Source organism: Mycolicibacterium wolinskyi str. Jessa 2025 (genome assembly GCF_049241375.1).
GTDB lineage: Bacteria > Actinomycetota > Actinomycetes > Mycobacteriales > Mycobacteriaceae > Mycobacterium > Mycobacterium wolinskyi.
In genome coordinates this window covers 3290987-3316503 of record NZ_CP185960.1, presented here as the reverse complement: position 1 = coordinate 3316503, position 25517 = coordinate 3290987, and the positions used below count along the sequence as shown (strand labels likewise).

The 25517-nt window shown below is 67.7% G+C and carries 25 protein-coding genes; 8 read left to right on the top strand and 17 right to left on the bottom strand.

Annotated elements, in window-relative coordinates:
* Window positions 1–79: 79 nt before the first annotated feature.
* Genes xypA through ACOI2T_RS16250 form a run of 10 tightly spaced genes read right to left on the bottom strand, consistent with a single transcriptional unit; the run spans window position 80 to window position 10494 of the window.
* Entirely contained in the window at window positions 80–1129 is a 1050-nt protein-coding gene (xypA, locus tag ACOI2T_RS16295) for a sugar ABC transporter xylitol/L-sorbitol-binding protein XypA (RefSeq protein ID WP_409505376.1), read from the bottom strand.
* 42 nt (window positions 1130–1171) lie between these two features.
* Window positions 1172–2221: a sugar ABC transporter xylitol/D-threitol-binding protein ThpA gene (gene thpA / locus ACOI2T_RS16290; RefSeq protein ID WP_409505375.1), complete on the bottom strand. Its 1050-nt coding sequence runs from the start codon at window positions 2219–2221 to the stop codon at window positions 1172–1174.
* 58 nt (window positions 2222–2279) lie between these two features.
* Window positions 2280–3317 carry an ABC transporter permease gene (locus ACOI2T_RS16285; protein ID WP_409505374.1) on the bottom strand — a complete coding sequence of 346 codons (1038 nt, stop codon included), beginning with the start codon at window positions 3315–3317 and terminating at the stop codon, window positions 2280–2282.
* Window positions 3314–4846 (bottom strand): sugar ABC transporter ATP-binding protein, encoded by a 1533-nt coding sequence (locus tag ACOI2T_RS16280; RefSeq protein ID WP_067851840.1) that lies wholly within the window; start codon window positions 4844–4846, stop codon window positions 3314–3316. The genes ACOI2T_RS16285 and ACOI2T_RS16280 overlap by 4 nt, the downstream gene beginning before the upstream one ends.
* Window positions 4843–5907, bottom strand: a complete 1065-nt coding sequence (locus ACOI2T_RS16275) for a zinc-dependent alcohol dehydrogenase (RefSeq protein ID WP_409505373.1) — start codon at window positions 5905–5907, stop codon at window positions 4843–4845. The genes ACOI2T_RS16280 and ACOI2T_RS16275 overlap by 4 nt, the downstream gene beginning before the upstream one ends.
* Window positions 5901–6692: an SDR family NAD(P)-dependent oxidoreductase gene (locus ACOI2T_RS16270; protein WP_085150598.1), complete on the bottom strand. Its 792-nt coding sequence runs from the start codon at window positions 6690–6692 to the stop codon at window positions 5901–5903. The genes ACOI2T_RS16275 and ACOI2T_RS16270 overlap by 7 nt, the downstream gene beginning before the upstream one ends.
* A complete protein-coding gene (locus ACOI2T_RS16265; protein WP_409505372.1) occupies window positions 6689–7729 on the bottom strand; it encodes an NAD(P)-dependent alcohol dehydrogenase in 1041 nt (346 codons plus the stop codon). The genes ACOI2T_RS16270 and ACOI2T_RS16265 overlap by 4 nt, the downstream gene beginning before the upstream one ends.
* A 1-nt stretch (window position 7730) precedes the next feature.
* Complete coding sequence (locus tag ACOI2T_RS16260; RefSeq protein ID WP_409505371.1) at window positions 7731–8375, bottom strand: beta/alpha barrel domain-containing protein; 645 nt, start codon at window positions 8373–8375, stop codon at window positions 7731–7733.
* The gene (locus tag ACOI2T_RS16255) at window positions 8372–9865 is read right to left on the bottom strand and encodes an FGGY family carbohydrate kinase (RefSeq protein WP_409505370.1); all 1494 of its coding nucleotides are present in this window, start codon (window positions 9863–9865) and stop codon (window positions 8372–8374) included. Before ACOI2T_RS16255 ends, ACOI2T_RS16260 begins: the two co-directional genes overlap by 4 nt.
* The gene (locus ACOI2T_RS16250) at window positions 9862–10494 is read right to left on the bottom strand and encodes an SIS domain-containing protein (RefSeq protein WP_409505369.1); all 633 of its coding nucleotides are present in this window, start codon (window positions 10492–10494) and stop codon (window positions 9862–9864) included. Before ACOI2T_RS16250 ends, ACOI2T_RS16255 begins: the two co-directional genes overlap by 4 nt.
* Before the next feature lie 154 nt (window positions 10495–10648).
* Between ACOI2T_RS16250 and ACOI2T_RS16245 the strand changes: the two genes are divergently transcribed.
* Complete coding sequence (locus ACOI2T_RS16245) at window positions 10649–11596, top strand: sugar-binding transcriptional regulator (RefSeq protein ID WP_409505368.1); 948 nt, start codon at window positions 10649–10651, stop codon at window positions 11594–11596.
* A gap of 26 nt (window positions 11597–11622) precedes the next feature.
* Window positions 11623–12396 (top strand): D-threitol dehydrogenase, encoded by a 774-nt coding sequence (gene dthD, locus ACOI2T_RS16240; RefSeq protein WP_409505367.1) that lies wholly within the window; start codon window positions 11623–11625, stop codon window positions 12394–12396.
* On the opposite strand, the gene ACOI2T_RS16235 is transcribed toward dthD, so the two are convergent.
* The gene (locus ACOI2T_RS16235) at window positions 12397–13872 is read right to left on the bottom strand and encodes an acetyl-CoA acetyltransferase (protein ID WP_409505366.1); all 1476 of its coding nucleotides are present in this window, start codon (window positions 13870–13872) and stop codon (window positions 12397–12399) included.
* 194 nt (window positions 13873–14066) lie between these two features.
* On the opposite strand from ACOI2T_RS16235, the gene ACOI2T_RS16230 reads away from it, so the two are divergent.
* Both ACOI2T_RS16230 and ACOI2T_RS16225 read left to right on the top strand, forming a co-directional pair.
* The gene (locus ACOI2T_RS16230; protein WP_409505365.1) at window positions 14067–16448 is read left to right on the top strand and encodes a phosphoketolase family protein; all 2382 of its coding nucleotides are present in this window, start codon (window positions 14067–14069) and stop codon (window positions 16446–16448) included.
* 38 nt (window positions 16449–16486) lie between these two features.
* On the top strand, window positions 16487–17251 hold the full coding sequence (locus ACOI2T_RS16225) for a CPBP family intramembrane glutamic endopeptidase (protein ID WP_409505364.1): 765 nt from the start codon (window positions 16487–16489) through the stop codon (window positions 17249–17251).
* Between the two features lies 1 nt (window position 17252).
* Here ACOI2T_RS16225 and ACOI2T_RS16220 read toward each other — a convergent pair whose 3' ends face one another.
* Window positions 17253–17843, bottom strand: a complete 591-nt coding sequence (locus ACOI2T_RS16220) for a CGNR zinc finger domain-containing protein (RefSeq protein WP_409505363.1) — start codon at window positions 17841–17843, stop codon at window positions 17253–17255.
* A gap of 120 nt (window positions 17844–17963) precedes the next feature.
* Between ACOI2T_RS16220 and ACOI2T_RS16215 the strand changes: the two genes are divergently transcribed.
* Window positions 17964–18446, top strand: a complete 483-nt coding sequence (locus tag ACOI2T_RS16215) for a hypothetical protein (RefSeq protein ID WP_409505362.1) — start codon at window positions 17964–17966, stop codon at window positions 18444–18446.
* A 96-nt stretch (window positions 18447–18542) separates the two neighbouring features.
* On the opposite strand, the gene ACOI2T_RS16210 is transcribed toward ACOI2T_RS16215, so the two are convergent.
* Window positions 18543–19556: a zinc-binding alcohol dehydrogenase family protein gene (locus tag ACOI2T_RS16210; protein WP_409505361.1), complete on the bottom strand. Its 1014-nt coding sequence runs from the start codon at window positions 19554–19556 to the stop codon at window positions 18543–18545.
* A gap of 13 nt (window positions 19557–19569) precedes the next feature.
* Window positions 19570–19872, bottom strand: coding sequence for a GlsB/YeaQ/YmgE family stress response membrane protein (locus tag ACOI2T_RS16205; RefSeq protein ID WP_409505360.1), 303 nt, complete (start codon window positions 19870–19872; stop codon window positions 19570–19572).
* 448 nt (window positions 19873–20320) lie between these two features.
* Here ACOI2T_RS16205 and ACOI2T_RS16200 point away from each other — a divergent pair, with 448 nt between their 5' ends.
* Complete coding sequence (locus ACOI2T_RS16200; RefSeq protein ID WP_067851853.1) at window positions 20321–20578, top strand: CDGP domain-containing protein; 258 nt, start codon at window positions 20321–20323, stop codon at window positions 20576–20578.
* A gap of 12 nt (window positions 20579–20590) precedes the next feature.
* On the opposite strand, the gene ACOI2T_RS16195 is transcribed toward ACOI2T_RS16200, so the two are convergent.
* From ACOI2T_RS16195 to ACOI2T_RS16185, 3 genes are all read right to left on the bottom strand, one after another.
* Window positions 20591–21580 (bottom strand): alanine and proline-rich secreted protein Apa, encoded by a 990-nt coding sequence (locus tag ACOI2T_RS16195; protein WP_409505359.1) that lies wholly within the window; start codon window positions 21578–21580, stop codon window positions 20591–20593.
* A 234-nt stretch (window positions 21581–21814) separates the two neighbouring features.
* Entirely contained in the window at window positions 21815–22900 is a 1086-nt protein-coding gene (locus ACOI2T_RS16190) for a sulfate/molybdate ABC transporter ATP-binding protein (protein ID WP_409505358.1), read from the bottom strand.
* The gene (locus ACOI2T_RS16185) at window positions 22897–23691 is read right to left on the bottom strand and encodes an ABC transporter permease (protein ID WP_409505357.1); all 795 of its coding nucleotides are present in this window, start codon (window positions 23689–23691) and stop codon (window positions 22897–22899) included. Before ACOI2T_RS16185 ends, ACOI2T_RS16190 begins: the two co-directional genes overlap by 4 nt.
* Before the next feature lie 196 nt (window positions 23692–23887).
* Between ACOI2T_RS16185 and ACOI2T_RS16180 the strand changes: the two genes are divergently transcribed.
* Window positions 23888–24562, top strand: coding sequence for an SDR family oxidoreductase (locus ACOI2T_RS16180; RefSeq protein ID WP_409505356.1), 675 nt, complete (start codon window positions 23888–23890; stop codon window positions 24560–24562).
* A gap of 18 nt (window positions 24563–24580) precedes the next feature.
* Entirely contained in the window at window positions 24581–25507 is a 927-nt protein-coding gene (locus ACOI2T_RS16175; protein ID WP_085145557.1) for an LLM class F420-dependent oxidoreductase, read from the top strand.
* Window positions 25508–25517 lie beyond the last annotated feature (10 nt).

Sequence of the window (25517 nt, the reverse complement as noted above, 5' to 3'; positions counted from 1 at the left end):
GTGCCCGCGACGAGCGTGGGCCCCGTGCACGCAAATCTTCGAAAAAGCGTGCACGAGGCCCACAGTCGTATGCGGCGGGTCAGGGCTGAGTCTGCCCCGGAATGCCCTCGTAGGCGATGTCGCCGGTCTTGAGGTTCTGCTCGGTGAGCTCGACCAGACCGTCGAGGAACTTCTGCCGTTCGGTCACCACGTGCTGGATCGCGACGTCGACGTTGTCCTTGGTGATGGCCGGCATGACGTAGACCGGGTCGGTCTTGACCTGCTCGCCCTTGACCAGCGCGTCGGCCACGGCAAGGCCGGCGGACAGCTCGACGGTGCCGTTCTGCAGTGAGGTGCCGATGAATTCACCGCTCTTGACGGCGTTCAGGCCGTCCTCGATGCCGTCGATCCCGACGATCGGCACGCCGGTGCGGCCGGCCTCCTTGAGCGCCTGCAGTGCGCCCAGCCCCATGTCGTCGTTCTGCGACACGACGCCGTCGATCTGGTTGCCGAACGACGAGATCCAGTTCTTCATCTTGTTGACGGCCTCGTCGCGCTTCCAGTTCGCGGTGTCCTTGGCCAGCACCTTGATGTCGGGGTACTTCGCGAGGACCTGGTCGATACCCTTGCCGCGGTTGATCTCTCCCGATCCGCCGAGCGGGCCCTGCAGGATGACGATGTTGCCCTTGCCGCCGAGGCGATCGGCCATCATCTGCATCTCCTGCGCACCCGCCGCGACATCGTCGGGCTGGACGTTGCCCGCCAGATCGGGTGTCTCCAGTGCGGCGTTCACCGCGAGCAGCGGAATGTTCTTGGCCTTGGCCGATGCGACCTGCGGCCCGAGCGAATCCGCTTGCACCGGAACGACGATGATGGCATCGACACCCTGGTTGATCAACGAATCGACCTGGCTGGCCTGGGTGGACACATCGTTGTTGGCCGAGTTCCACACGAGCTCGATGTTCTTGGCCTTGGCGTAGGCATCCATGCCTTCTTTGCCTTCGGTGATGAACGAGCTCATGTCATACACCGTGACGCCGATACGGGTGGAGTCGCTGTTGGCCTCGGGGTCACCTGCACCGCATGCCGTCATTCCGAGGCCGAGCACCCCGGCCGAGGCAATCGCGGCGACCTTGGTCGTGAATCTCATCTGTCTGGTTCTCGCTCTCATATCGCCAGTGGAAATCAGTGGTTACGGCTGCTTCTGGCCCGGGATGCCCTCGTAGGCGATGTCGCCGGTCTTGAGATTCTGGGCGGTGAGCTCCGAAAGCCCGTCGAGGAACTTCTGCCGTTCGGTCACCACGTGCTGGATCGCGACGTCGACGTTGTCCTTGGTGATGGCGGGCATGATGTAGACCGGTTCGGTGTTGACCTCTTCGCCCTTGGCGAGCGCGTTGGCGACGGCCAGACCCGCGGACAGCTCGACGGTGCCGTTCTGCAGTGAGGTGCCGATGAATTCACCGCTCTTGACGGCGTTCAGGCCGTCCTCGATGCCGTCGATGCCGACGATCGGGACCCCGGTGCGGCCGGATTCCTTGAGGGCCTGCAAAGCGCCGAGGCCCATGTCGTCGTTCTGCGCGACCACGCCGTCGATCTGCGGTCCGAAACCCGAGATCCAGTTCTTCATCTTGTTGACGGCCTCGTCGCGCTTCCAGTTCGCGGTGTCCTTGGCCAGCACCTTGATGTCGGGGTACTTCGCGAGCGTCTGCTCGATACCCTTGCTGCGGTCGAGTTCACCGGACTGTCCGAGCGGGCCCTGCAGGATGACGATGTTGCCCTTGCCGCCGAGACGGTCGGCCATCATCTGCATCTCCTGCGCACCTGCCGCGACATCGTCGGGCTGCACGTTGCCCGCCACATCGGGGCTGTTGAGCGCGGCGTTGACCGGAACCAACGGAATGCCCTTGGCCTTGGCCGATGCCACCTGCGGCCCGAGCGAATCCGCCTGCACCGGAACGACGATGATGGCGTCGACACCCTGGTTGATCATCGAGTCGACCTGGTTCGCCTGGGTGGACACATCGAGATTGGCCGAGTTCCAGACCAGTTCGATGTTGTTGTCCTTGGCGTAGGCCTCCATGCCTTCTTTGCCCGCGGTGATGAACGAGCTCATGTCGTACACCGACACGCCGATGCGGGTGGTGTCACTGTTGGCCTGGGGGTCGCCCGCGCCACACGCTGTCATCCCGAAGCCCAGCACGGTGGCCGAGGCAACCGCGAACATCTTCGTTCCCAGTTTCATGTGCCTTCTTTCCTTTGTTTCCAGTGGTGTCGGATGCGTGATGCCGGATGCTGCGCCGTCAAGTTCGGCGCCGGGACGACCACACGTCGACGGCGACGGCCGCGACGATCAGCACGCCCTTGATGACGTCCTGCCAGTAGGCCGGGACGACGAGAATGTCCAGGCCGTTGTTGAGTGTCTGGATCATCAGCAGGCCCAACGCGGTTCCCCAGATCGTGCCGCGCCCGCCCATGAGGCTCGCGCCGCCGATCACGACCGCCGCGATCGCGTCGAGCTCGTAGCCCTGTCCGAGGTTGGGCGGTCCGGAGATGACGCGCGATGCGAGCATGACACCGGACAGGCCGGCCAGCAGGCCCGAGAACGCGTACACGCTGAACAACACGTTCTTGGCGTTGATCCCGGCGATCTCGGCGGCGTTGCGATTGCCGCCGACGGCATAGACGCGCATGCCGTAGGTGGTGCGTTTCATGATGATGGCGAGCGCGACGATGCCGACGATCATCAGCAGCACCGGAATCTGCAGCCCGAGGATCTTGGTGTTGGCGATCGCGCCGAATTCGGCGGGCAGCCCGTTGATGGGTGCACCGCCGCCGATCACGTACGCCATACCCGAACCCGCGGTCAATGTGCCCAAGGTCGCGATGAAAGGTGGAACGTTGATGCGCGACACCAGGAAACCGTTGATGCAGCCGACGGCGAGCCCGACGAGCATCGCGACCACAACCGTGAGCCAGACCTGGCCGGGGTTGGCCTTGGCGGTCGCCGCGCCTGCCATCGCCGACACCGCGATCACGCTGCCGACCGACAGGTCGATGCCGCCGGTGAGAATGACCAGGGTCTGGCCGAGCGCGATCAGCGCGAACGGGGCCGCCGCGACCAGGATGGTGACCAGGTTGTCGGGTGTGGCGAATCGTGCACTGCGGTAACTGAAGTACGCGATGACGAGCAGCATCACGAAAACCATCGCGTAACGCACCGCGATGCCGGCGAACCAGTCCTTGGAGAACAGGCGGACCGGTTCGCCGGTGGTTGCCGAGACGACCGTGGCTCCGGACGAATCCGGCACCGCGTCTTCGGGTTTGAGTTGTGTGGTCACGATCCGATCTCCTGGCTTGTCTGTTCTTCTTTGGCATCGAGGGCGGTGGCCAAGCGGAACACCGACTCCTGAACCTCGGGATGGTCGAGGGCGTCGCGGTCGAGCTCACCGACGAGCAGCCCGCCCCGCATGACGAACGCGCGGTGCGACAGCCCCACCACCTCCGGCATGTCCGAGGACGCCATCACCACCGCCATGCCTTGTGCGGCGAATTCGGTGATGATGCGGTAGATCTCGCTGCGCGCGCCGACGTCGACGCCGCGGGTGGGCTCGTCGAGCAGCAGGACGTTGACGTCCCCGGTCAGCCAGCGGGCCAACACCACTTTCTGTTGATTGCCGCCGGACAGCGTCCCGACTTCCTGTCCGAGGCCCCGGCTGCGCAGCCGCACCGAGGACATCACGTCCGACACCGCCTGGGTACGGGCCTTGCCGCGCAACCACCCGGCCACGCTGAACGACGACAGTCGCGGCAGCGTGCCGTTGTCGAGCACGCTCATCGACAGCACGGCCCCCGACAGCTTGCGATCCTCGGGCACCATCGCCATACCGGCGGTGATGGCCGCGGCCGGCTGGTTTCGCTTGATCGCGCGGCCCCGCACGATGACGTCGCCCGCCGAGCTGTGGCGTGCCCCGAAGATCGCCTCAAGCAGTTCGGTGCGTCCGGCGCCGACCAGGCCGGCCAGCCCGACGATCTCACCGGCCTTGACGGTGAAGGACACTGGGCCAGAAGCGCCTTCGACCTGAAGGTCGCGCACCTCGAGCACGGTGTCGGTGCCGGGTTTCGGACGTTCGGGGAAAAGCGTGTCGAGTTCGCGGCCGATCATCGCGGTGACGATGTCGTCGTCGGACACGCCGTCGATCGGCTTGTCGAGGATCAGCCCGCCGTCGCGCAGTACCACCACGCGGTCGGCGATCGCGCGGATCTCGGCCATCTTGTGGGTCGTGTACACCATCGCCACGCCGCGGTCCCGCAGCTGGCGCACAATCTTGTAGAGGCCTTCGACCTCGCGCTCGGAGATCGCCGACGTGGGCTCGTCGAGCATCACCACCTTCGCGCCGGTGCGCGCGGCCTTGACGATCTCGACGATCTGGCGCAGACCGACCGGCAGGCTGCCCATCCGCGCGGTCGGCGAGATGCCCACGTCGAACACCGCGAGGGTTTCCTTGGCCTCGGCGATCATCGCCCGCCGGTTGAGGAACGGCCCGCGTTTGAGTTCGCGTCCGACGAAGAGGTTTTCGTAGACGGTCATGTCCTCGATGGAGGCGAGCTCCTGCGGGACGATGGCCACACCGTGTTTGACGGCGTCTCGCGTGTTGCCGGTCGAGAGGTGGTTGCCCTGCACCGAAACCGTGCCGTGGTCGGCGCTGTACTGACCGGAGACGATCTTCATCAGCGTCGACTTGCCTGCCCCGTTCTCGCCGGCCAGCGCGGTCACGGTGCCCGGTTCGAGCTGCAGCGTGATGCCTTTGAGGACCGGGACACCGCCGAAACTCTTCTGAATGTCGGTGCACTCGAGCAGGGCTGTCATGCCGAACTCCCCACGGTGACGAGAACTTTCACGTTCTCCGCATCGGCGGACGCGGTGAACGCCTTGGCGGAATCTTCGAAATCGAACTCGGCGCTGATGATCTCGTCGACCGGCACCGCACCCGAGGACAGGAGCTCGACGGCAGCCGTGAAGTCCTCCCGGACGTACATCAGGTTGCCGATCAGCGCCAGCTCGCGGTCCTGGATCAGCCCGAGCGGCACCGGGGTCGCACCCTCCGCCACCCCGACGATCATGACCGCGCCGCCCTTGTCGACCAATTCGACCGCCTGGGCGACCGAACTCTCGCGGGACACGCAGTCGATCACCACCGCGGCCGGTCCACCGAGTAGCTCCAGCGCCGTGTCGACGGCATCGGGCGCCGCCGGATCGAATGTGCCGATCGCGCCGAGGCGCTGCGCCCTGGCACGTTTGGATTCGAGGAGGTCGGCGACCACGACGCGGGCGCCCGCGTGCCGCGCCGCCAGCAGCGTGAACAGGCCGATGGGGCCGGCGCCGATCACGACGACGGGCCGGTCCCGGAGATCGCCGACAACCTCGGCGGCGCGCCGGACGGTGTGGACGGGCGTGGCCAACGGCTCGATCAGGATCGCGTGACGATCGTCGAGGTCGTCGTTCAGCGCGACCAGACGGTCCGCGCCGATGACAAACGAATCCGCAAGGGCTCCAGGTGTCTGGCAGCCGAACACCAGCAATTCACGGCAGATGTTGTAGCGGCCGGCCAGGCACTGGGTGCAGTGGCCGCAGGCCAGATTCGGCTCGATCGTGACGCGGGCGCCTATCCAGGATTCGTCCACGCCGGGGCCGACGGCCTCGACAACGCCGACCGCCTCATGCCCTGGCCGGTACGGCAGTTCGATGAACGGATGGCGGCCGCAGGCGGCGTGCAGATCGGATCCGCAGATACCGACCACCGTGGTGCGAACCCGCGCCTCCCCTGCGCCGGGTTCGGCTTGTTCGACCGTCTCGATGTCGACGTCGTCGAGCGAGTTGACGACGACTCTTCTGTTGTCGCGACTTGTGTCGATGCCGGTCGCTACCATGCGGTGTACCCGCCATCGGCGACCAGCACCGAACCGGTGATGAACGAGGCCGCGTCGCTGGCGAGGAAGACCACGCTGGGCGCGATCTCCTCGGGCATCGCATACCGCAGCATCGGGGTGTCATCGATCCAGTGCCGCTTGAACTCGGGCTTGTCGACCGGTGCCATCTCGGTTTTGCAGTAGCCCGGTGCCAGCGCGTTGACCCGGATTCCCAGCGGACCCCATTCGGCGGCAAGCGATTTGGTGAGGTGGTGCACCGCGGCCTTGGACGCGTTGTAGGCCGGCTGCATCTGCGGGCGGTTGACGATCATGCCCGACATCGACCCGATGTTGATGATCGATCCGCTGCCGCGTTCCCGCATGTGAGCGCCCACGGCCAACGAACACGCCCACAGTGCCTTCACATTGAGATCGAACACGTCGTCCCACTGCTGCTCGGTGACCGACCAGGATTCGCCGTGATAGCACGTGCCCGCGTTGTTGACGAGGATGTCGAGATGCCCGAGCGCCGAGATCGCGTCGGCAGTCATGTTCTCGACGTCGGCCGCGCGCGTGATGTCGGCGGTGATGGCGTGGAAGGCGAAGCCGGCTGCTGCAGCTTCACTGACGACCTTCTCATTGCGCTCGGCGCTGCGGCCCGCGATGGCGACCTGCGCGCCCGCCTCGGCGAGGCCGAAGGCGAACGCAAGTCCGAGGCCCTGGTTGCCGCCGGTGACGAGGGCGGTGCGGCCGGTGAGATCGAAGGGCGAACTCCGCACGCGTGGAGCATTGGAGATATCTGTCATGACGGATTCACAATCGACTTGAGGCTGGCGGGGTCGGTGTCGCTGTCGAGCGCCTCGGCGACATGGTCGAGGTCATAGCGCCCGGTGACGAGCGCGTCGAGGTCGACGGCGCCGGACGAGACGAGATGGATTGCGGCAGGCCAGGTATCGGTGTACCGGAACACCCCGGTGACGGTGATCTCCCAGTTCTGGATGTAGCCGACGGGCAGCGATACGTCGTCGGCACCCATACCGACGAGCACCACCTTGCCCGCCGGTCCGACGGCTTTGATACCGCTGACCACGGCCGGTGCGGCACCGCTCGCGTCGACGAATGCGTCCACTTTCGGATCGAGTGCGGCGACGTCGTCGACCGTGGGGTCGAGCACCTCGGTCGCGCCGAACTGCAGGACGCGTTCGCGGCGCGATGCCACCAGATCGGACACCACGATGCGCGACGCGCCGAACGCCCGCGCGGCCTGTGCGCAGATCACGCCGATCGGGCCGGCGCCTGCGATCAGGATGGACGAGCCCGGGACGATGCCGGCTTTGCGCATCGTGGCGATCGCCACCGACAGCGGCTCGAGCAGCGCAGCGGCGTCGTCGGACATGGAATCCGGTACGGGGTGGGCCATGTCGTCGTCGATCGTGACGTAGCGGCAGAACGCGCCGTCGACGGGCGGCGTGGCGTAGAACTTCATCTCGGGGCACAGGTTGTAGCGCCCCGCCGTGCACTGCTTGCAGCGACGGCACGGATGCTGCGGTTCGACCGCGACGCGCTGGCCCACGCGGCCGGGGTCGACGCCGTCGCCGACAGCGGCGATGCGCCCGGACAGTTCGTGCCCGAGGATCATCGGGTCCTCGACCACGAAATCGCCGATGCGACCGTGGCGGTAGTAGTGCACATCGGATCCGCACACCCCGACCGCGGCGACCTCGACCAGCACCTCGCGCGGTCCCGGTGTCGGCACCGGACGGTCCTCGACGACGAGCGTTCCCACACCGGTCATCACGCTGGCGCGCATGGTGCCGGGAGAACCGGCTGCGACGGCGTTCATGTCATATCCCTTTCTCTATCCCAGGGGTTTCGGCGAGCAGCGCCCGTCCGACCACCATGGCCTCGACGCCTGCCGTGACGCACAGCGGCGCAATCTCTTCGGTGACTCCTCCATCGACGATCACCGGCAACCACACCGCACACGCCGCGGCGACATCCAGTCGCTCGGTGCGGCACCGGTCCTTGGTCCCTGGCTCGATCAACATCACGAGCGCACCGTCGGGGCTTGCCGGCCACGGCGGCGGCAGCCCGTCGCCCCAGCCCGACCATTCCTCCCAGACCGCGATCCAGGCCGCGCTGCCCGCATCCCGGATGGCGGCCGCACGCTGCTCGGTGAACGCCGCCCATGGCAAAAACACGCGGCCGGGGCGCATGGCGAGCAGTGCGGGCAACATCTCATCGGCGAATTCGGCCGATCCGATCAGATGCACATCGCATCGCGACGGACCCAAGCTGCTCGAAATACCCTCGAATTCAGTGAGACTCACGCCGACCGGCAGACCAGCGCCGGGGTCCATGACGTCGACGTGCACCGCCATGCCGGCGTCGGCGAGTGCGCGCGCGAACGCAGTGCGTTCCGATGGCGGTGCCGCATAGACCGATCCGGTCAGCAGCCCGGGATACCGGGTGTGCCATGACGCGATCACGGTTGCCGCCCGGAATCCAGCAGCGGCGACGACGCCACCGCGGCCCAGCGCTCCCGGACCGCGGACAAATCCCGTCCCGTGCGGCGCGGTCCGATACGCGTGCGAATTTGCGGCTGCCAACGCTTGGCCAGATCGGTCAATCCGGCGATGTCCGACTCCCCCACGACCGCGGCGGCCTGCACGCAGGCGCCGCGCGCGGTCGCCTCGTCGGCGTCGAGCACGCACACCTCGTCGCCCAGCAGATCGGCCAGCAGCTGCAACGTGGCCGTCGAACGCGCCCCACCGCCGACCGCGACGGCGCCGCCGCTGACGTCGACACCGCAGGCGCGCAGGCTGTCTCGGGCGCTCATCAACGACAGCAGCGGACCCTCCACGAACGCGCGGGCCAGTTCCTCGCGCGTGGTGTGGGAGGTGAGGTCGACGAACGCGCCCCGTGCCGACGGGCGATCGGGCTTGCGCTCGCCGTCGAGGAACGGCACCAACACCGGGCCCGGGTTGTCGCCGGCGGTGAGCGCGAGCTCGGCCAGACCGGCGAGATCGGTGCCGAGCAGGCGCGCCGCGACATCGCTCACGCGCGCCGCGTTGAGCGTGCTCACGAGCGGCAGGTAGCCACCGGTGAGGTCGGCTACCCCATCGACCATTCCGCTCGGATCGAAAACCGGTGTGCGGGAAGACGTCGCGACGACACCGGAGGTACCGATCCCGATGTACTGATCGCCGTCGTTGAGGCCCAGCCCGAGATAGGCGGCATGCTGGTCACCGCCGCCAGGGCCGACGATCACGTCGACATCGGGGTCCAGCCCGAGCTCCTGGGCGGCCACCGGCCGCAGCGTCCCGGCCGGCTCGCACGGGCCGAGCACCGTCGGCAACATCTGCGACCAGTTCCGAGGCCCGCCGGCCAGCTCAAGGTATTCGCTGATCCATTGTCCGGCTTCGGTGTTGAAGTAGCCGGTGCCGGAGGCGTCGGAGCGGTCGGTCACCCGGGCGCCGGTCAGCCAGTACGTCAGGTAGTCGTGCGGCAACAGCATCGACGCACTGCGTTCGAGTACGCCGGGCTCGTGTTCGGCGATCCAGGCGAGCTTGGCGATCGTGAACGCCGCCGTCGGCATCGAGCCGATGCTGTTGATCCACTGCTGCGCGCCGATGCGGTCGACGAGCGCGGCCAGCTGGGGCGCGCCGGTGGTGTCGTTCCAGAGCTTGGCTTGCCGCAACGGATTTCCGTGCTCGTCGAGGAGCACCAGACCATGACATTGCGCGGCGACCGAGATCGCCTTGATGACGGGTACCCGTGCGCAGCGGCCCAACGCCGTGCGGGTCGCGGACACGAAGGCCGACACCCACTCAAGCGGATGCTGTTCGCTGCTGGGCGGGAAAGCCGGCGGATGCCCGGCCGAGCCGTATCCCAGCAGGCGGCCGCCGGCGAGCTCCCGGACCTCGACCTTGCACGACTGCGTGGACGAATCCACCCCGAGCACAGCGAATTCCGTCATGTGCGCACCACCGGGGCATCGTCGGCCGCGTGACCGCGGGCTCCGACCCCGCCTGCGGGGTGGCTGTCGACGACATCGCGCATGGTGTGGCCGCGCAACGCCATCGCGACCACCGCAAGCGCGTCGCCCCAGGCGCCGACCGCAAGCGTGCTCGCCATGGCGATCATGTCGCCGGGATCGGCGTCGGGTGCGGTCGGCGGCAGGGCGACGACCGTGCCTGCCGCACCCGCGAAAGGCGACTCGGGACTCTCGGTGATCGCAACCACCGCGACACCTCGGCCGGTCAGCCGCTCGGCCAGCCGGGTCAGCTCGCCGGACTGCCCGGTCTTGGAAATGGCGAGCACGAGGTCGTTTTCGGTGATCGCACCCATACCGCCGTGCAGCGCGTCCATCGAGGGCAGGTAGACAGCGGGAGTGCCGCACACCGAGAGCAGATGAGCGAGCCGCTCGGCCATGATGCCCGAGGTGCCCGAGCCCGTGGTCACGACCTTGCCGGTGATCGCGAGCATGCGTCGAGCGATCGCGACGACGTCCGATTCGACGCGTCCGGTCAGCGCGGCGACCGCGGCAGATTCCCGGGATAACACCACGCCGGCCAGCGTTGCCAGGTCGGTGTCATCGGACTGCATGCGCGTTCTGCCTCCTCCGCGGGGTCGCTCATCTGTCACCCCGCCGACTCATCTGATCGTTTGTGATGTGGATCATGCAATGCTCTATGCTCATATGTCAACGCGACTGCACATATGTGCACACAGCATCGGGGTGGACGGAAGGGGACGCGGCATGGGCCCGGACGAGCTGTTCCAGCGCGCGGTGATCGCGCGGCGCTACTACCTCGAAGGACGCACCCGAATCCAGATCGCCGAGGAGTTCGGGATCTCGCGGTTCAAGGTGGCGCGGATGCTCGACGAGGCGCTCGAATCCGGAATGGTCGAGATCAAGATCCACAACCCCGGCGCGATCGACGTCGACCTGTCCACCGCGCTGCAACGTCGATATGGACTCGAACATGCCTATGCCGTCGTCTGCGGATCCGACAACCAAGCCGGGTCGGCCGAATCGGACAACACCGCGGAACGGGTTGCGGCCGTGGCCAAAGCGATGGCCGAACTGCTGCAATCGATCCTGCGCGACGGCGATGTGGTGGGCGTGGACTGCGGCCGCACCCTGGCCCACATCGCCGACCATCTGACGACGCTGCCGCAGTGCGACGTCGTGCAACTGACCGGTATGGCCGGCGCCATCAACCACAACGGCGCCGACCTCGTGCGCCGCATCAGCGAGGTCAGCGGCGGACGGTCCTGGCCGATGTACGCCCCGCTCGTGGTGTCGGACGCCCGAACCGCCGCGAGCCTGGCCGGCACCCAGCAGATCCAGGAGACGTTCGACCAGCATCCGAAGGTCAGTTGCGCGATCGTGTCGCTCGGCGCGTGGACCGAAGGCGCATCGCAGGTGTACGGCTCACTGACGAGTGAAGAGGTACGCCAGCTCGACGCCGCCGGGGTGTGCGCCGAGACCTGCGCACTGTTGCTCGACTCCGAGGGAAACCGGCTCGCCGGCCTCGACGACCGGCGCATGGGCATCGACGAGGCCACCCTGCGCGCGATCCCGACCGTCATCGCCATCGCGACGGGTCCGGAGAAGATCGCGGCGACCCGCGCCGTGCTGCGATCGGGCATGGTCTCGTCACTGGTCACCGACGTCGATATCGCCGCCGCGGTACTCGACTAGCGACAAACCGAAAGGACCGTTTCTCGATGACGCAAACACAGCCGCGCGCAGTGGATTTCGACTTCCGGCTGGACGGCAAGACGGCGCTGGTGACCGGTGCCGCCTCCGGTATCGGCGCGGCGATCGCCGCGGCCTACGTCAAAAAAGGTGCACGGATCGCCGCTCTTGACCTCAACACGTCGGGCGCCGAGCAGGCCGCTCAGGAACTCGGCGCAGGCAGTCGTGGATTCCACTGTGACGTCGCCGATCCGGACTCGGTGCGCGAGGCCGTCGGGTCGGTTGTCGACGCGTTCGGGCGCATCGACATCCTGGTCAACAGCGCGGGCATCGCGCGTCTGGCGCCTGCCGAGGAACTGTCACTGTCGGACTGGGACACCACGATCGACGTCAACCTGCGCGGCACATTCCTGATGTGCCAGGCGGTGGGCAACCAGATGCTGCAGGCCGGTGGCGGGTCGATCATCAACATGGCCTCGCAGGCCGCCACCGTCGCGCTCGATCAGCACGTGGCCTACTGCGCCTCGAAGTTCGGCGTCGTCGGCGTCTCGAAAGTCCTTGCCGCCGAATGGGGTGGCCGCGGCGTGCGGGTCAACACCATCTCGCCGACCGTGGTGCTCACCGAATTGGGGCACCGCGCCTGGGACGGCCCCAAGGGCGACGCACTCAAGAAGCTGATTCCGACCGGGCGTTTCGCCTACCCCGATGAGATCGCGGCTGCCGCGGTCTTCCTGGCATCCGATGCGGCCGAGATGATCAACGGCGCCGATCTTGTGATCGACGGCGGCTACACGATCAAGTAGCTACAGCAACGACGCGGTGCCGTCGGGGTGCACGCGCACCTGCGCGCCGGCGATGTCTTCCGCCACGGTCGCGGCCGCCTCGGACCCGTCGGTGATGCGCGCGAGCGTGCGCGCATCGTCGGGGGTGCGGACGGCCAGGAAGGCCTTCTCCGGAAGCCCTTCGCGATTGAACGGCGTGGTCCACGATTCCACGGTGCCCGTGCCGGACCACTCGACCGCCAGCTTGCGGACCGGTTCGGCGTCGACCGTGGATTGCACATCCTCCCAACGGAATCCGTGCTGCGGCGGCTCGGTTCCGTACACACCGAAGCTGTGCTTGGTCAGATAGCCGCCGTTGGCGGTGATCAGGCCGCGCGCGCCGGGGTTCGCGACGAGCCTTTCGGCCATGGTGGCGATCGAATGGCTCACATAGTTGTTCCACGGTCCCCCGGCGAAGGTCAGGCCGCCCGTGACGGTGAGCGAACGCGCGGGATCGGACAGCGGCAACCCGAGTTCGTTGGCCGCGACCTGAACGGCCGACGGGAAGCACGAATAGACGTCGATCAGATCGATGTCGTCGACACCGACCTCGGCGAGCTCGAGCACCCGCCGGCCGGCGATCCGGATCGCTGGGGACCGGTGCAACTCGGCCCGTTCGCCGATCGCGTAAGTGTCGTGCGAATCGGTCCCGGCGTACGGGAAAACCCAACGGTCCCTCGGGATCTGAAGGTAGCTCGCCTTCTCCGCGGTGGTCAGGATGAGGACGGCGCCTTGATCGACCATGTTGTTGGAGTTCATCAGCTTGGTGTAGGGCCAACTGATCATCCGGTTGTCCGGGCCCGGCTCGGAAATCTGCTCCGCGGTCAACCGATCCCGGCTCCAGGCGTGGCCGTTCCCGGCCGCGACCGCACTGAATCCCGACCACAACTCGCCGATCCGGCGCCGGTGCTCATCGGGCGTCTCCCCCGCCGCGATGCGCAGCGCCTGCTCGAACATCGGGTAGACGAAGGCCGGGCGGTCCAGGTTGATGCGCAGCTCGGCATCGCCTGCCATCGGCACGCCCTCGTGCGCGCCGGGCGCCTCCGGCACGGAGTCGTCCTGACGCGTCCACTCCGGCCTGGCGCCGCGGGCCCGCAGCCGGCTGCGGGTCCGCCATGTCTCGGCGCCCGCGATCAGCACCACCCCGGCGCGACCGGCGATGAGGTCCAGGCACGCCTCGTTGACCAGCGTCTGCGGCACGTTGCCGCCGACCCCGGTGTAACGGGTGGTGGCATGCTCCGCCCGGATGCGTTGCGCAAGTAGCAGACCCGGATCGCGGTAGTGCCACGACAGCAGATTGACCACGCGCACGGAATCGACCGCCTGCAACACCCGCGGATCGGCCGCCGCCCTGGCCGCCGCGGCCATCAGGTCGACGGGCTCCACATCGGGGTTGTCGTCGTGCTGGTTGATCTGGCCGTAGCCGACCAGCACCGGCGTCGTCGGGTCGATTGACATGCAGTAGAAACTAGCCGACGCGGCACACCGGCGATTGCGCGGTCGAGTGCCGTCGACGGCATTCAACTGCACCATTGCGCCAGAACGTCATTGGCCGCCGAACCCCGACCCCGACCCCGCGAGTTGGTTATCCGGCGTGCGTTCGGGTACTCCGATCGCACGCAGTATTCACCCGCAACCGTCACCATGGAGCTATGAGCGACGCGACCCTATCCCCGGCCCTGACCGACAAGGAACTCGAACTGCTCGATGCGTACTGGCGCGCTGCCAACTACCTGTCGGTCGGCCAGATCTACCTCTTGGACAACCCTCTGTTGTCCGAGCCGCTGTCGCCCGAGCACATCAAGCCGAGACTTCTCGGCCACTGGGGTACGACCCCGGGGCTCAACCTCATCTACGCCCACCTCAACCGCATCATCCGAGATCGGGATTCCAACGTCATCTACATCACCGGACCGGGTCACGGCGGCCCCGGCCTGGTGGCCAACGCCTACCTCGAGGGCACCTACAGCGAGGTCTACTCCGGCATCGGCCAGGATGCCGATGGCATGCGAAAGCTGTTCCGCCAGTTCTCTTTCCCCGGCGGAATCCCCAGCCACGTGGCGGCCGAGACACCGGGGTCGATCCATGAGGGCGGCGAACTCGGGTATGCGCTGGTGCACGCGTATGGTGCGGCGTTCGACAATCCGGATCTGGTGGTGGCCTGCGTCGTCGGCGACGGCGAGGCCGAAACCGGTCCGTTGGCCACGAGCTGGCACTCCAACAAGTTCCTCGATCCGGTCACCGACGGCGCGGTGTTGCCGATCCTGCACCTCAACGGCTACAAGATCGCGAATCCCACGGTGTTGGCCCGCATTCCGCAGGAGGAGCTCGAATCGCTGTTCTACGGCTACGGGTACCGCCCGATCACCGTTGCCGGCGACGACCCGGCAAACGTCCACCAGCAGTTGGCCACCGCGCTGGACGAGGCCTTCGATCAGATCGCGGCGATCCAGCGCGCCGCGCGCCTCGACGGCGAGCAGGGCCGGCCGCTGTGGCCCATGATCATCATGCGCACGCCCAAAGGCTGGACCGGCCCGGCAACGGTGGACGGTAAGAAGGTGGAAGGGACGTGGCGTTCGCATCAGGTGCCGTTGGCGGAAACCCGCACCAACGCCGAGCACCGGGCGGCGCTCGAACAATGGCTGCGCAGTTACCGCCCCGACGAGTTGTTCGACGACACCGGCGTGTTGCGCCAGGAACTGCGGGCGCTCGCCCCCGCGGGTGATCGCCGGATGAGTGCCAACCCTCATGCCAACGGCGGGTTGCTGCTGCGTGATCTCGACCTACCCGACTTCACCAATTACGCGGTCGACGTCGACAAGCCCGCGACCGGCACGGCTGAGGCGACAAAAGTCCTCGGCACGTTCCTTCGGGACGTGATCGCGCGTAACCCCGACCGCTTCCGGCTGATGGGTCCCGACGAGACCGCGTCCAACCGGCTCTCGGCGGTTTTCGAGACCACCGACAAGGCCTGGCAGGCCGAGACCAGTCCGGACGACGAGAACCTCGCGCCGGACGGCCGGGTGATGGAGGTGCTCTCCGAGCACATGTGCCAGGGCTGGCTCGAGGGTTATCTGCTGACCGGGCGCCACGGGCTGTTCAGCTGTTACGAGGCGTTCGTGCACATCGTCGACTCGATGCTCAACCAGCACGCGAAATGGCTTTCGAGCAGCTCGCATCTGTCCTGGCGCCGACCCATCGCCTCGCTGAACTACCTGCTGACGTCGCATGTGTGGCGGCAGGACCACAACGGCGCGTCGCATCAGGACCCGGGCTTCATCGACCACGTGGCCAACAAGCGGCCCGAGGTCGTGCGGGTGTACCTGCCGCCGGACGCCAACACGCTGCTGTCGGTCGCCGACCACTGTCTGCGGAGTCGGCAGTACGTCAATGTGATCGTCGCGGGCAAGCAACCGGCGTTGACCTACCTCACCATGGACGAGGCCGTCGCCCACTGCACGCGCGGCATCGGTATCTGGGAATGGGCGAGCAACACCACCGGGGAGCCCGACGTGGTGCTCGCGTGCGCCGGGGACATTCCGACGTTGGAGACCCTGGCCGCGGCCGACATCCTGCGCCGCCGGCTGCCCGACGTGAAAGTCCGCGTGGTCAACGTCGTCGACATCATGCGGCTGCAGCCCGAGTCCGAGCATCCGCACGGGCTGTCCGACCGCGAGTTCGACTCGATCTTCACGACCGACAAGCCCGTCATCTTCGCCTATCACGGCTATCCGTGGCTGATCCACCGGCTGGCCTACCGGCACGCCAACCATGACCAGCTCCACGTGCGCGGGTTCAAGGAACGCGGCACCACGACCACACCCTTCGACATGGTGATGCTCAACGACCTCGACCGGTTCCATCTGGTCATGGACGTCATCGACCGGGTCGAGGGGCTCGCCGCGAGCGCAGCGACCCTGCGTCAGGAGATGGTCGACGCCCGCCTTGCCGCCCGTAGCTACACCCGCGAGCACGGCGAGGACGATCCCGCGATCTCGGGCTGGACCTGGGATTCACAGTGGAAAGCTGACTGATCTGGGCGGTTGCCGATCACCGGTAGACTGCCGGGGTTATGTCTGACTCGAGCGCCGTGGCCGCGCACCCTCACCCGCTGGTCGCTCAGCTGTCGGCACTGCACCATTTCCGGATCTACGCCGACATCGGCATCGTCGTCGTCATCCTGACGCTCACCAACCTGATCGCCCACTTCACGACGCCATGGGCAAGCGTGGCGACCGTCCCGGCAGCCGCGATCGGCCTGCTGATCCTCGTGCGGGCCCGCGGCCTGGGGTGGGCCGAGCTGGGGCTGGGTCGCGAGCACTGGCGCTCCGGCGTCGGCTATGCGTTGGCGGCGGTGGCACTCGTGGTCTCGGTGATCGCCATCGGCACGATGCTGCCGTGGACGCGGCCGATGTTCATGAACGACAACTACGCGACCATCTCGGGTGCGCTGCTCGCGTCGATGGTCATCATCCCGCTGCAGACCGTGATCCCCGAGGAGTTGGCGTTTCGCGGTGTCCTGCACGGGGCGCTGAACCGGGCCTGGGGTTTCCGCGGGGTCGCGGCAGGCGGATCACTGTTGTTCGGCCTGTGGCATATCGCCAGTTCGCTCGGGTTGACGAGCGAGAACGTCGGCTTCACCCGGCTGTTCGGCGGCGGCGTCTTCGGCATGATCGCCGGGGTGGTGCTGGCCGTGGTCGCCACCGGGGTCGCCGGTTTCGTGTTCACGTGGTTGCGCAAGCGCAGCGGCAGCCTGATCGCGCCGATCGCGCTGCACTGGTCGTTGAATGGCATCGGCGCATTGGCCGCCGCGCTCGTCTGGCATCTGTCGACCTGAGTCAGCCCGCGGCGCGGCGGCTCTCGGCGCGTCTACGAGCCCGGAAATCGCGGTTCTTCAGTTTGTTTCCGCAGTCGGCCATGTCGCACCACGTACCGCCGTGGTTGCGGGACCGGTCATAGAACGCCCAGGCGCATTCGTCGTTCGCACAGGCCTTGAGGCGCGCCCAGGTCCCGTCCCGCTGAGCGTCGCGCATCACGAGCAGCAGCTCCACGAGCCGCTCGCCGACGGTGTCGCCGGCGGCGAAAAGCTCCACCGTGTCGCCGTCGGCGAGCTCGGCGCGGATTGCCCCGCCCGCCGCGACGCGGCGCAGGGTGTCGAGCGACTCGTTGTCCGGCGGCGGCCCGCCGGCATTGTGAACCAGCAACGCGCGCAAGGCCTCCCGAACCTCACGCACTAGGCGCAGTTCGGCGTCCGTCGGGCTTTCACCGTCACCGAGGAGCCCGTTGCCGACCAGCCACGGCGTCGCGTTTGCGGTGTCGATGAGGCGATCGGCACCGTCGGGGCGTTCGACGGTGTTCACGAGGGCTTGGATGCGCGACAGCGGCTCCGGAGCGGGCTTGGTCTCGGAATCGCCTGGCCACTGTGTCATGCGCACAGTTTAGCGCCACGTGACCGCCTAAATCGTTTGACCAGTCACTCATGACCGGCGTAGGGTTTTAGATAGTCACGATCTTCGGATCGGACAACCAGAAAATACGAGGTAACGGCGATGAACGACAACCGAATTTCGGCAACTCCCGCCACCACACACAACCGAGCCATCGACGGACGTATCGACTGCCGCCCCTCGTTGCGATGCCGCGCCATCGCTCGGCTTCGGGCCGGCCAACTCGATGCTCAACTGGCCGTCGGCGCCCCGACACCGCCGGGCAGTCCGATCGCCGTGCGCGCCACCCGCCTCACCTCGATCTCCGAGCGTGAAGCCATCGCACGCACATTGCGCCGAGCTCTACATGACACCGCGGACGGCCGGCTGGTGTTCTCCTCACGAATTCCCTTGCATCGCAAAAACATCGAAGCCGCTGAGCCGGTCATCGACGCCATCACGCTGCGTCTGCATTCACCGCTGCCGGTGAGCGCGCGCGGCATGGCCCGGCTGGTCCGATTGCTGCGCGACGGCACGGGACCGCTGTACGCCTACGGCCGCGGCGACCTGACCGGTCGGCTGGGTGCTGCGCTCGCCGCTTTGTGAAGTGACCTTCCGCCGCGATTGTCACGCTGGAGTGGCTGTCGGCGTCGGCAGCCACTCCAGCGTGACAATCGTGCCCGGGGCGACTGGGCAGAACGGTTAGGGCAACAGCACCGCCGCGCCCGCGATGCGGCCGGCGCTGAGGTCGGCGAGCGCCTGGTCGGCGCGGCCCAAGCCGTACTCGGGCGTGGTGACCTGGACACGATGGTCGGCCACGAACGCCAGGAAATCGCGAGCGTCCGCGCGGGTGTTGGCGGTGACCGACCGGATCTCGCGTTCCTGGAACAGGTGCTTCTGGTAGTTCAGGCTCGGGATGTCGCTGAGATGGATGCCTGCGATCGCCAGCACGCCGCCGCGATCGAGGGCGGCAAGCGCGGGAAGCACCAGATCACCGACGGGTGCGAACAGGATGGCGGCGTCGAGCGGTTCGGGTGGCATGTCCGCACTGCCCTGCGCGGACGCGACGCCGAGCGCGAGCGCGAGTTCGCGAGCCCGCTCGCCGCGCGTCATCACGTGCACTCTCGCGCCCTGCGCCAGGGCGACCTGCGCGGTCAGGTGCGCGCTCCCGCCGAAACCGTAGATTCCCAATCGCCCGCCGCCGGGCAGGTCGGTGCGCGCGAGGGCGCGATAGCCGATGATCCCGGCGCACAGCAGCGGCGCCAGCTCGGTATCGGTGTAGCCCCGCGGCAATCTGTGCGCGAATGCCGCAGGGACGGTGGCGAATTCGGCGTAGCCTCCGTCGGCATCCCAACCCGTGTAGCGGGATCGGGGGCACAGGTTCTCCCGACCGCGGGTGCAGTAGTCACACTCACCGCACGTGTGGCGCAGCCAGGCGATGCCGACCCGGTCACCGGTGCTGAAGCCCTCGGCGTCGGGGCCGACCGCGACCACCTCGCCGACGACCTCGTGCCCCGGTATCACCCGCGGCCGGTGCACGGGCAGATCACCTTCGGCGACGTGCAGATCGGTCCGGCAGACGCCACACGACCGAACCGCGACGAGCAACTCGCCGGCCGCGGGATCCGGCCTGGGGACCGTGACACGTTCCAGCGGCCGCGTCTCGACCGGGCCGGGGCGCACCACCTGCCATGCGGTCATGGTCTCCGTCGTCATGACCGCAACGCGGCTACGTGCGATTGGTCACCAAGCCCACGATCCACAACAGGATCACCGATCCGAGGATCGCGGTGAACAGCGTGAACCACCAGCCTCCGCCCGCGGTGTCGAGGAAGAAGCTGAGCAGAAAACCGCCGATGAGCGCGCCCACGATGCCGATGACGATGTTCATCAGGATCCCGGAGCCGCCGCCTTTGACGATCTTGCCTGCGATCCAGCCCGCGATCGCGCCGATGATGATGTAGCCGATCCAGCCCACACTGGTCAACGTCGTGGAACGGGCGAGGATCTCGGTAGCTGCCATTACATCCATTGCAGGTCTCCTACCTGTCACTGGGTATGCCCAGCAGGGCTCGCTGAGCCACTTCTCAGGTCTACCCGCCGAACGTAACAATTCAGTTGGCGAATTGGGAACGATCAGCGTTCGGCCCAGGTCGTCAGCCGTCAGCGAACAGCGGGCCGGGCAAACCGATATCACATTGTCGCCACGCCGTTACCTAGCTACGCTCGTCAATATCTGGCAACTCGCTGTGGATACGCGCGGCGCCGACCGGGTCTGACGCCGCCGGGTTGGGAAAGGTTGCGATGTGCAGCGCAGACGCACCGGTGGCCGGGACGGCTCCGCAGCCCACATCGGGCCGTCCCGCCGACGCTGATCTGTCGCCGGCTATCTCACATCAGCACCTTTTGCCCCATTGGCCACACCAGCCACAGCAGCCTGCCAGCAAACACAAATAAGGCCTTTGACGCAGGAGGCATCGATGAAGGCACTGATTGGATTGGCGGTCGGCGTACTGGCAGCGAGCGGCATCGCGTTGGCGACCGCGTCACCGGCGAGTGCCGGATGCCAGGGCGGCTGGACGCCGTGGGGCGGCGGCACAACGTGTGACGGCCCGATCGCGCAAGACGGCACGTTCCAGCGCTGCGTGACAGCGGGCGCGATGGGCTTCGGTGGCACCAACTGCTACCTGCTCAACGTCAACAACCTCGCCGGCAACGTGCCGTACGTCGGGCCGTAGGACCCCGGCGGATCAGGCCGGGGGCAACATCTCCGGCGGCGCGTCGGTGACCGGAACCGGGACACCGACGCCGGGCCGAGCCGGCGGCGCGTTCGGGTCGGCGGGCGGCGGTGGCGGCGCGTTCGGATCGGCCGGCGGAGGCGGCGGAGGCGCCCACGGCCGGATCGAATTGGCCAGCGCCACCGCGGCACCCTTGTCGACGGGGTTGGTGGCCGAGCCGAGCCACACCACGAACCACCGCTCGGGCGCGCGCTGACCGCGCGGCGTTCCCGGCGGCGTGGGTGCGCCGACGACGCCGGCCCAGATCTGCCCGTTGGGCTTGTTGGCGTCGGTGAACTTCACCTCGTAATACGAAGCGACGCCGGGCATTCCGTTCGCATCGAGGGGGACCGTCTCCTGGTTCACCCGGGTGCCGGGGAACGGCATGAAGAACTCACCCATGTCGGATGCCAGGCGAACGGCGGCCTTGCTGTTGTCGGACTCCGCGCCGGCGAACAGCTTCAGGTCCAGCCGGCCCAACAGCACGCTGGTGTCGTTGGGCGGTTCCGGCGTGCCCTCCGGCGGAATCTTGGTCAGCAGCGCCTGACCGTAGGACAGCTGGGTCGCGTCCGAGACCTTCCAACCGGCAGGCACGACGTAGCTGAACCCGCCCGCGGCGTTGTCCACCCGACCCGGTTCCGGAGCGGGCGGTGGCGGCGGGGCGTTCGGATCGGCGGGCGCAGGTGCGGGTGCACCGGGAGCGCCGGGCGCGGGGGCAGACGGCGGCGCGGGAGCAGGGGCACCGGGAGCCGCAGGCGCCGGCGGGGCCGCGTTCGGGTCGGCGGGCGGCGGAGCCGGCAGGAAGGTGTTGCCCGGCGCCGGAGGAGGCGGGGGCGGGGCGGGCTCCGCATGCGCCACCGACGGCAGCGCAACGGCCACCGCGGTCGCGCCGGTCATCGCGGCCAGGGTCAGCTTCTTCGACAGGCCTCTGCGTCGATGAGACATCGCGTCCGACTCGTCCATGGGGAAGAAACTACCGTGTTACCGCCGTGACGCAAGTGTGAGTTGCTCTTAGAGTGTTTTTCTGGACGATTGCTGTGGGCGCCAAACCCACACATCAACAGCGATCACCGAAATTGCTGGCACGACAAGGCCTCAGGCGCCACGCCCGAGCCCCGCAACAGTGGCCCGCAACACCTTAACGTCGATGAATCTGCCAGGAACATCGGCGCCCGGCGGCGTCCCGTTACGCACCCCTCAGGGCGCCGGATGGACGGCCACTTCCTGAGCCTTGACCGAGAAGAACACCCGCTCCCCCGGTGCCAGACGCAGCTCGGCGGCCGACTCGGCGGTGATGTCGGCGGCAAGCCCCGGCGCACCGTCCGGCTGCTCATCGGCGCGCACCCGGATGCCCGGGCCGCGGCTGTCGAGTTCCGCGACCGTCACCGCGATGGTGTTCCGCGGACTGCCGTGCGGCTCCTCGCGATACACCGCCACCGCCGACGGTGCGAACACCGCGACCGCACGCGCACCCGCCATCACGTCGTCGGCAGGCGTGCCGTGCCAGTGCGCGTTCCACGCCGTGGTGAGCACACCACCTTCGGCCGCCGTGCCGCCGATCAGGTTGACGCCGGCGAAGCGGGCGGCGAAGTGGCTGCGCGGCGTCGCGAGAACCGTTGCCGTCGTACCGTTTTCAACGATCTTGCCCGACTCGAGGACGAGCACCCGGTCGGCGAGTGTGAGCACGTCGAGCAAATCGTGGGTGATCAGCACCGCGCACCGGGACTCGCGGGTCAGCACCCGGCGCAGCACCTTGCGCATCGCGCTGGCCGCCGCCACGTCCAGCCCCGTCAAGGGTTCGTCGAGCAACAACACGTCGGGATCGGCGGCCAATGCACGGGCCAGCGCCACCCGTTGCGCCTGCCCGCCCGAGAGCTGACGCGGACGGCGCCCGGCCAGCTCGGCGGCGTCCACCTCGGCCAGCCACCGCTGCGCGGAATCGCGAGCGGCGGTTCGCGACGACCGGCGCATGCTGCGGGGGCCGAACGCGACGTTCGCCTCGACGGACAGGTGCGGAAACAGCAGCGGATCCTGCAACAACAGGCCGACCCGGCGGTCATGCGTGGCGATCTGCACACCGGCCGCGGTGTCGGTGAGCACCCGGTCCCCGACTCGGACCCGGCCGGCGTCCGGGTCGATCAGGCCCGCGATCACGTGCAGCGTGGTCGACTTGCCCGCGCCGTTGGCGCCCAGCACCGCCAGCACCTCGCCCGCGGCCACGTCGAAATCGATGTCGAGGCCGCGCTGCTCGACGACGGCACGCACCTGCAGACGCTGGGTCATGTCCAGCCTCCGGCCCGCAAGCGCCTGCTGCCCAGGCCGATCACCACCACGGCCGCGACCGCCACCAGCAGCACCGACAGTGCCACGGCCGCATCGGCATCGCTTTCGCGCTGCAGATAGACCTCCAGCGGAAGCGTCCGGGTGACCCCCGCGCGAGATCCGGCGAACGTGAGTGTGGCGCCGAACTCCCCGAGCGCACGCGCGAACGCCAACACCGCACCCGACACCAACCCCGGTCCGAGCAGCGGCAGCGTCACCCGCCACCACACCGACCCGGGCCGGGCGCCCAGCGTCGCCGCGACGACCTCGAAGTCCGACCCCGCGGTGCGGGCCGCACCCTCGAGCGAGATGACGAGGAACGGCAACGACACGAACGCCTGGGCCAGCACGACGGCCGCCGTCGTGAACGCGATCTGCACACCCGCGGCCTCCAGGTACCGCCCGATCAGCCCGAGCCTGCCGAACGCGTAGAGGAGCGCGATCCCGCCCACGACCGGGGGCAGCACCAACGGCAACAGGATCAGCGGCCGGGTGAGCCGGACCAGCCTGCCGTCGTTGCGCGCCAGCACCAGTGCCAGCGGCACGCCCAGAAGCAGGCACAGCACGGTGCTCGCCGCAGCGGTCTTGAGACTCAGCACCAGCGCCGCGGTGGACGTGTCACTGGAGATCAGTGTCCAGAACCGCGGCCAATCCACCCGGGCGGCCATCGCCACCAGTGGCAGCACCACGAACGCCGCGCCGAGCGCGGCGGGTAGGTAGATCCAGCGCGGCAGGCCGGGCGAAGTCCTCAACGTCCGATTGAGCCGACGACGGCCGTGGTCAGGGCAAGGGTTTGCCTCATTGGACAAACCCTTGCACACGCGCGGGCGAACTCGCCGGACAAGGCAGGGCGCGTCGAATTTCGCGACCTAGCTACTGTCCAGTAACATCGGTCGTTGATCGCTCCCAAACCGGCGCGGCGATCCCGGCAGTACATGGAGGTACATCATGGCGGAGGTGCTTGTCACCGGCGGCGATACCGAACTCGGTCGCGTGATCGCGGCAGGCTTCCGGGACGCCGGCCACAACGTGGTCATCGCAGGCGCCCGCCGTGACGATCTCGAAGTGGCCGCCAAGGAACTCGACGTCGAGTCGATCGTGTTCGACAACACCGACGCGGCGAGCCTCGAAGCCGCCCGCGCCCAGTTCCCGCACCACCTCGACACCCTGGTGAACGTGCCTGCCCCGCTGTGGGAGGCCAAGGATCCCCGCACCTACACGCTGGCCGATCTGGCCTCGGCCTGGCGCAACAACCTCGACGCCACCGTGGTCTCGGCCGCGCTGACGGTGCAGATCGTCGGTGACCATCTGCGCTCGGGCGGCTCGATCATCAACGTCCTGCCCGACAGCCCGCGCGAAGGCAGCGCCGAAGCCGCGGTCAAGGCGGCCCTCTCGGATTGGACCGCCGGACAGGCGAGCTACTTCGGCACCCGTGGCATCACCGTGAACGCGGTCGCCGCCGGACGCAGCGCCGAACCCGGCTACGACGGTCTCGGCACCACCCCGCCGTCGGTCGCCGACGAGTTCGCCCGCCTCGCAATCTTTTTGAGCACGTCGGCGGCACGCCACATCACCGGGCAGACGCTGCACGTCAGCCGCGGTGCGCTCGCGACTTTGGGATAACGCGTTAGGGTCGGAGAAGTGACAATCCGACTCGGACTCCAGATTCCCAATTTCTCCTACGGCACCGGCGTAGCCGAGCTCTTCCCGACGGTCATCGCGCAGGCTCAAGAAGCCGAGAACGCAGGCTTCGATTCCGTCTTCGTGATGGACCACTTCTATCAGTTGCCCGGCCTCGGCACACCCGACCAGCCGATGCTGGAGGCCTACACCGCACTCGGCGGGCTGGCCACCGCGACCCAGAAGGTGCAGCTCGGCACCCTGGTCACCGGCAACACCTACCGCAACCCGACCCTGCTGGCCAAGGCGATCACCACGCTGGACGTGATGAGCCAGGGCCGCGCGATCCTCGGCATCGGCACCGGCTGGTTCGAGCTCGAACACGACAGCCTCGGCTTCGAGTTCAACACGTTCACCGAACGGTTCAAGAAACTCGACGAGGCGCTGCAGATCATCGTGCCGATGCTCAAGGGCGAACGCGTCACGGTCGACGGCGCCTACTACCGCACTCAGGAGGCGTTCGCCGAACCCCGGTTCCGCGAGCACATTCCGTTGATGATCGGCGGCAGCGGCGAGAAGAAGACCATCCCGATGGCGGCGCGGCACTTCGACCACCTCAACATCATCGCCAACTTCGACGAGCTGCCGCGAAAGCTCGACGTCATCCGGCAGCAGTGCGAGCAGATCGACCGGGATCCCGCGACGCTGGAGACCAGCATGCTGGTGATCGCCCTGATCGGCGAGAACTTCACCGCCGACGCCATCCCGCCCGACTTCAAGCAGCGCGCGGTGTTCGGCAGCCCCGAGCAAATCGTCGAGCAACTCAAGACCAAGCTCTTCGACGTCGGCGTGGACGGGGTCATCCTCAGCCCGGTCACCATCGGCGGCTACGTGCCAGGCGGTGTCACCGAGGTGGGCGAAGCGTTGAAACCGCTGATATCCGGGTAAACATTCAGTG

What these genes read in the sequence shown, in the direction of transcription:
- xypA (WP_409505376.1), bottom strand. Translation starts at nt 1,129, where the DNA reads ATGAGATTCACGACCAAGGTCGCCGCGATTGCCTCGGCCGGGGTGCTC.
- thpA (WP_409505375.1), bottom strand. Translation starts at nt 2,221, where the DNA reads ATGAAACTGGGAACGAAGATGTTCGCGGTTGCCTCGGCCACCGTGCTG.
- ACOI2T_RS16280 (WP_067851840.1), bottom strand. Translation starts at nt 4,846, where the DNA reads ATGACAGCCCTGCTCGAGTGCACCGACATTCAGAAGAGTTTCGGCGGT.
- ACOI2T_RS16275 (WP_409505373.1), bottom strand. Translation starts at nt 5,907, where the DNA reads ATGGTAGCGACCGGCATCGACACAAGTCGCGACAACAGAAGAGTCGTC.
- ACOI2T_RS16270 (WP_085150598.1), bottom strand. Translation starts at nt 6,692, where the DNA reads ATGACAGATATCTCCAATGCTCCACGCGTGCGGAGTTCGCCCTTCGAT.
- ACOI2T_RS16265 (WP_409505372.1), bottom strand. Translation starts at nt 7,729, where the DNA reads ATGAACGCCGTCGCAGCCGGTTCTCCCGGCACCATGCGCGCCAGCGTG.
- ACOI2T_RS16255 (WP_409505370.1), bottom strand. Translation starts at nt 9,865, where the DNA reads ATGACGGAATTCGCTGTGCTCGGGGTGGATTCGTCCACGCAGTCGTGC.
- ACOI2T_RS16250 (WP_409505369.1), bottom strand. Translation starts at nt 10,494, where the DNA reads ATGCAGTCCGATGACACCGACCTGGCAACGCTGGCCGGCGTGGTGTTA.
- ACOI2T_RS16245 (WP_409505368.1), top strand. Translation starts at nt 10,649, where the DNA reads ATGGGCCCGGACGAGCTGTTCCAGCGCGCGGTGATCGCGCGGCGCTAC.
- dthD (WP_409505367.1), top strand. Translation starts at nt 11,623, where the DNA reads ATGACGCAAACACAGCCGCGCGCAGTGGATTTCGACTTCCGGCTGGAC.
- ACOI2T_RS16235 (WP_409505366.1), bottom strand. Translation starts at nt 13,872, where the DNA reads ATGTCAATCGACCCGACGACGCCGGTGCTGGTCGGCTACGGCCAGATC.
- ACOI2T_RS16230 (WP_409505365.1), top strand. Translation starts at nt 14,067, where the DNA reads ATGAGCGACGCGACCCTATCCCCGGCCCTGACCGACAAGGAACTCGAA.
- ACOI2T_RS16225 (WP_409505364.1), top strand. Translation starts at nt 16,487, where the DNA reads ATGTCTGACTCGAGCGCCGTGGCCGCGCACCCTCACCCGCTGGTCGCT.
- ACOI2T_RS16220 (WP_409505363.1), bottom strand. Translation starts at nt 17,843, where the DNA reads ATGACACAGTGGCCAGGCGATTCCGAGACCAAGCCCGCTCCGGAGCCG.
- ACOI2T_RS16215 (WP_409505362.1), top strand. Translation starts at nt 17,964, where the DNA reads ATGAACGACAACCGAATTTCGGCAACTCCCGCCACCACACACAACCGA.
- ACOI2T_RS16210 (WP_409505361.1), bottom strand. Translation starts at nt 19,556, where the DNA reads ATGACGACGGAGACCATGACCGCATGGCAGGTGGTGCGCCCCGGCCCG.
- ACOI2T_RS16205 (WP_409505360.1), bottom strand. Translation starts at nt 19,872, where the DNA reads ATGGATGTAATGGCAGCTACCGAGATCCTCGCCCGTTCCACGACGTTG.
- ACOI2T_RS16200 (WP_067851853.1), top strand. Translation starts at nt 20,321, where the DNA reads ATGAAGGCACTGATTGGATTGGCGGTCGGCGTACTGGCAGCGAGCGGC.
- ACOI2T_RS16195 (WP_409505359.1), bottom strand. Translation starts at nt 21,580, where the DNA reads ATGGACGAGTCGGACGCGATGTCTCATCGACGCAGAGGCCTGTCGAAG.
- ACOI2T_RS16190 (WP_409505358.1), bottom strand. Translation starts at nt 22,900, where the DNA reads ATGACCCAGCGTCTGCAGGTGCGTGCCGTCGTCGAGCAGCGCGGCCTC.
- ACOI2T_RS16180 (WP_409505356.1), top strand. Translation starts at nt 23,888, where the DNA reads ATGGCGGAGGTGCTTGTCACCGGCGGCGATACCGAACTCGGTCGCGTG.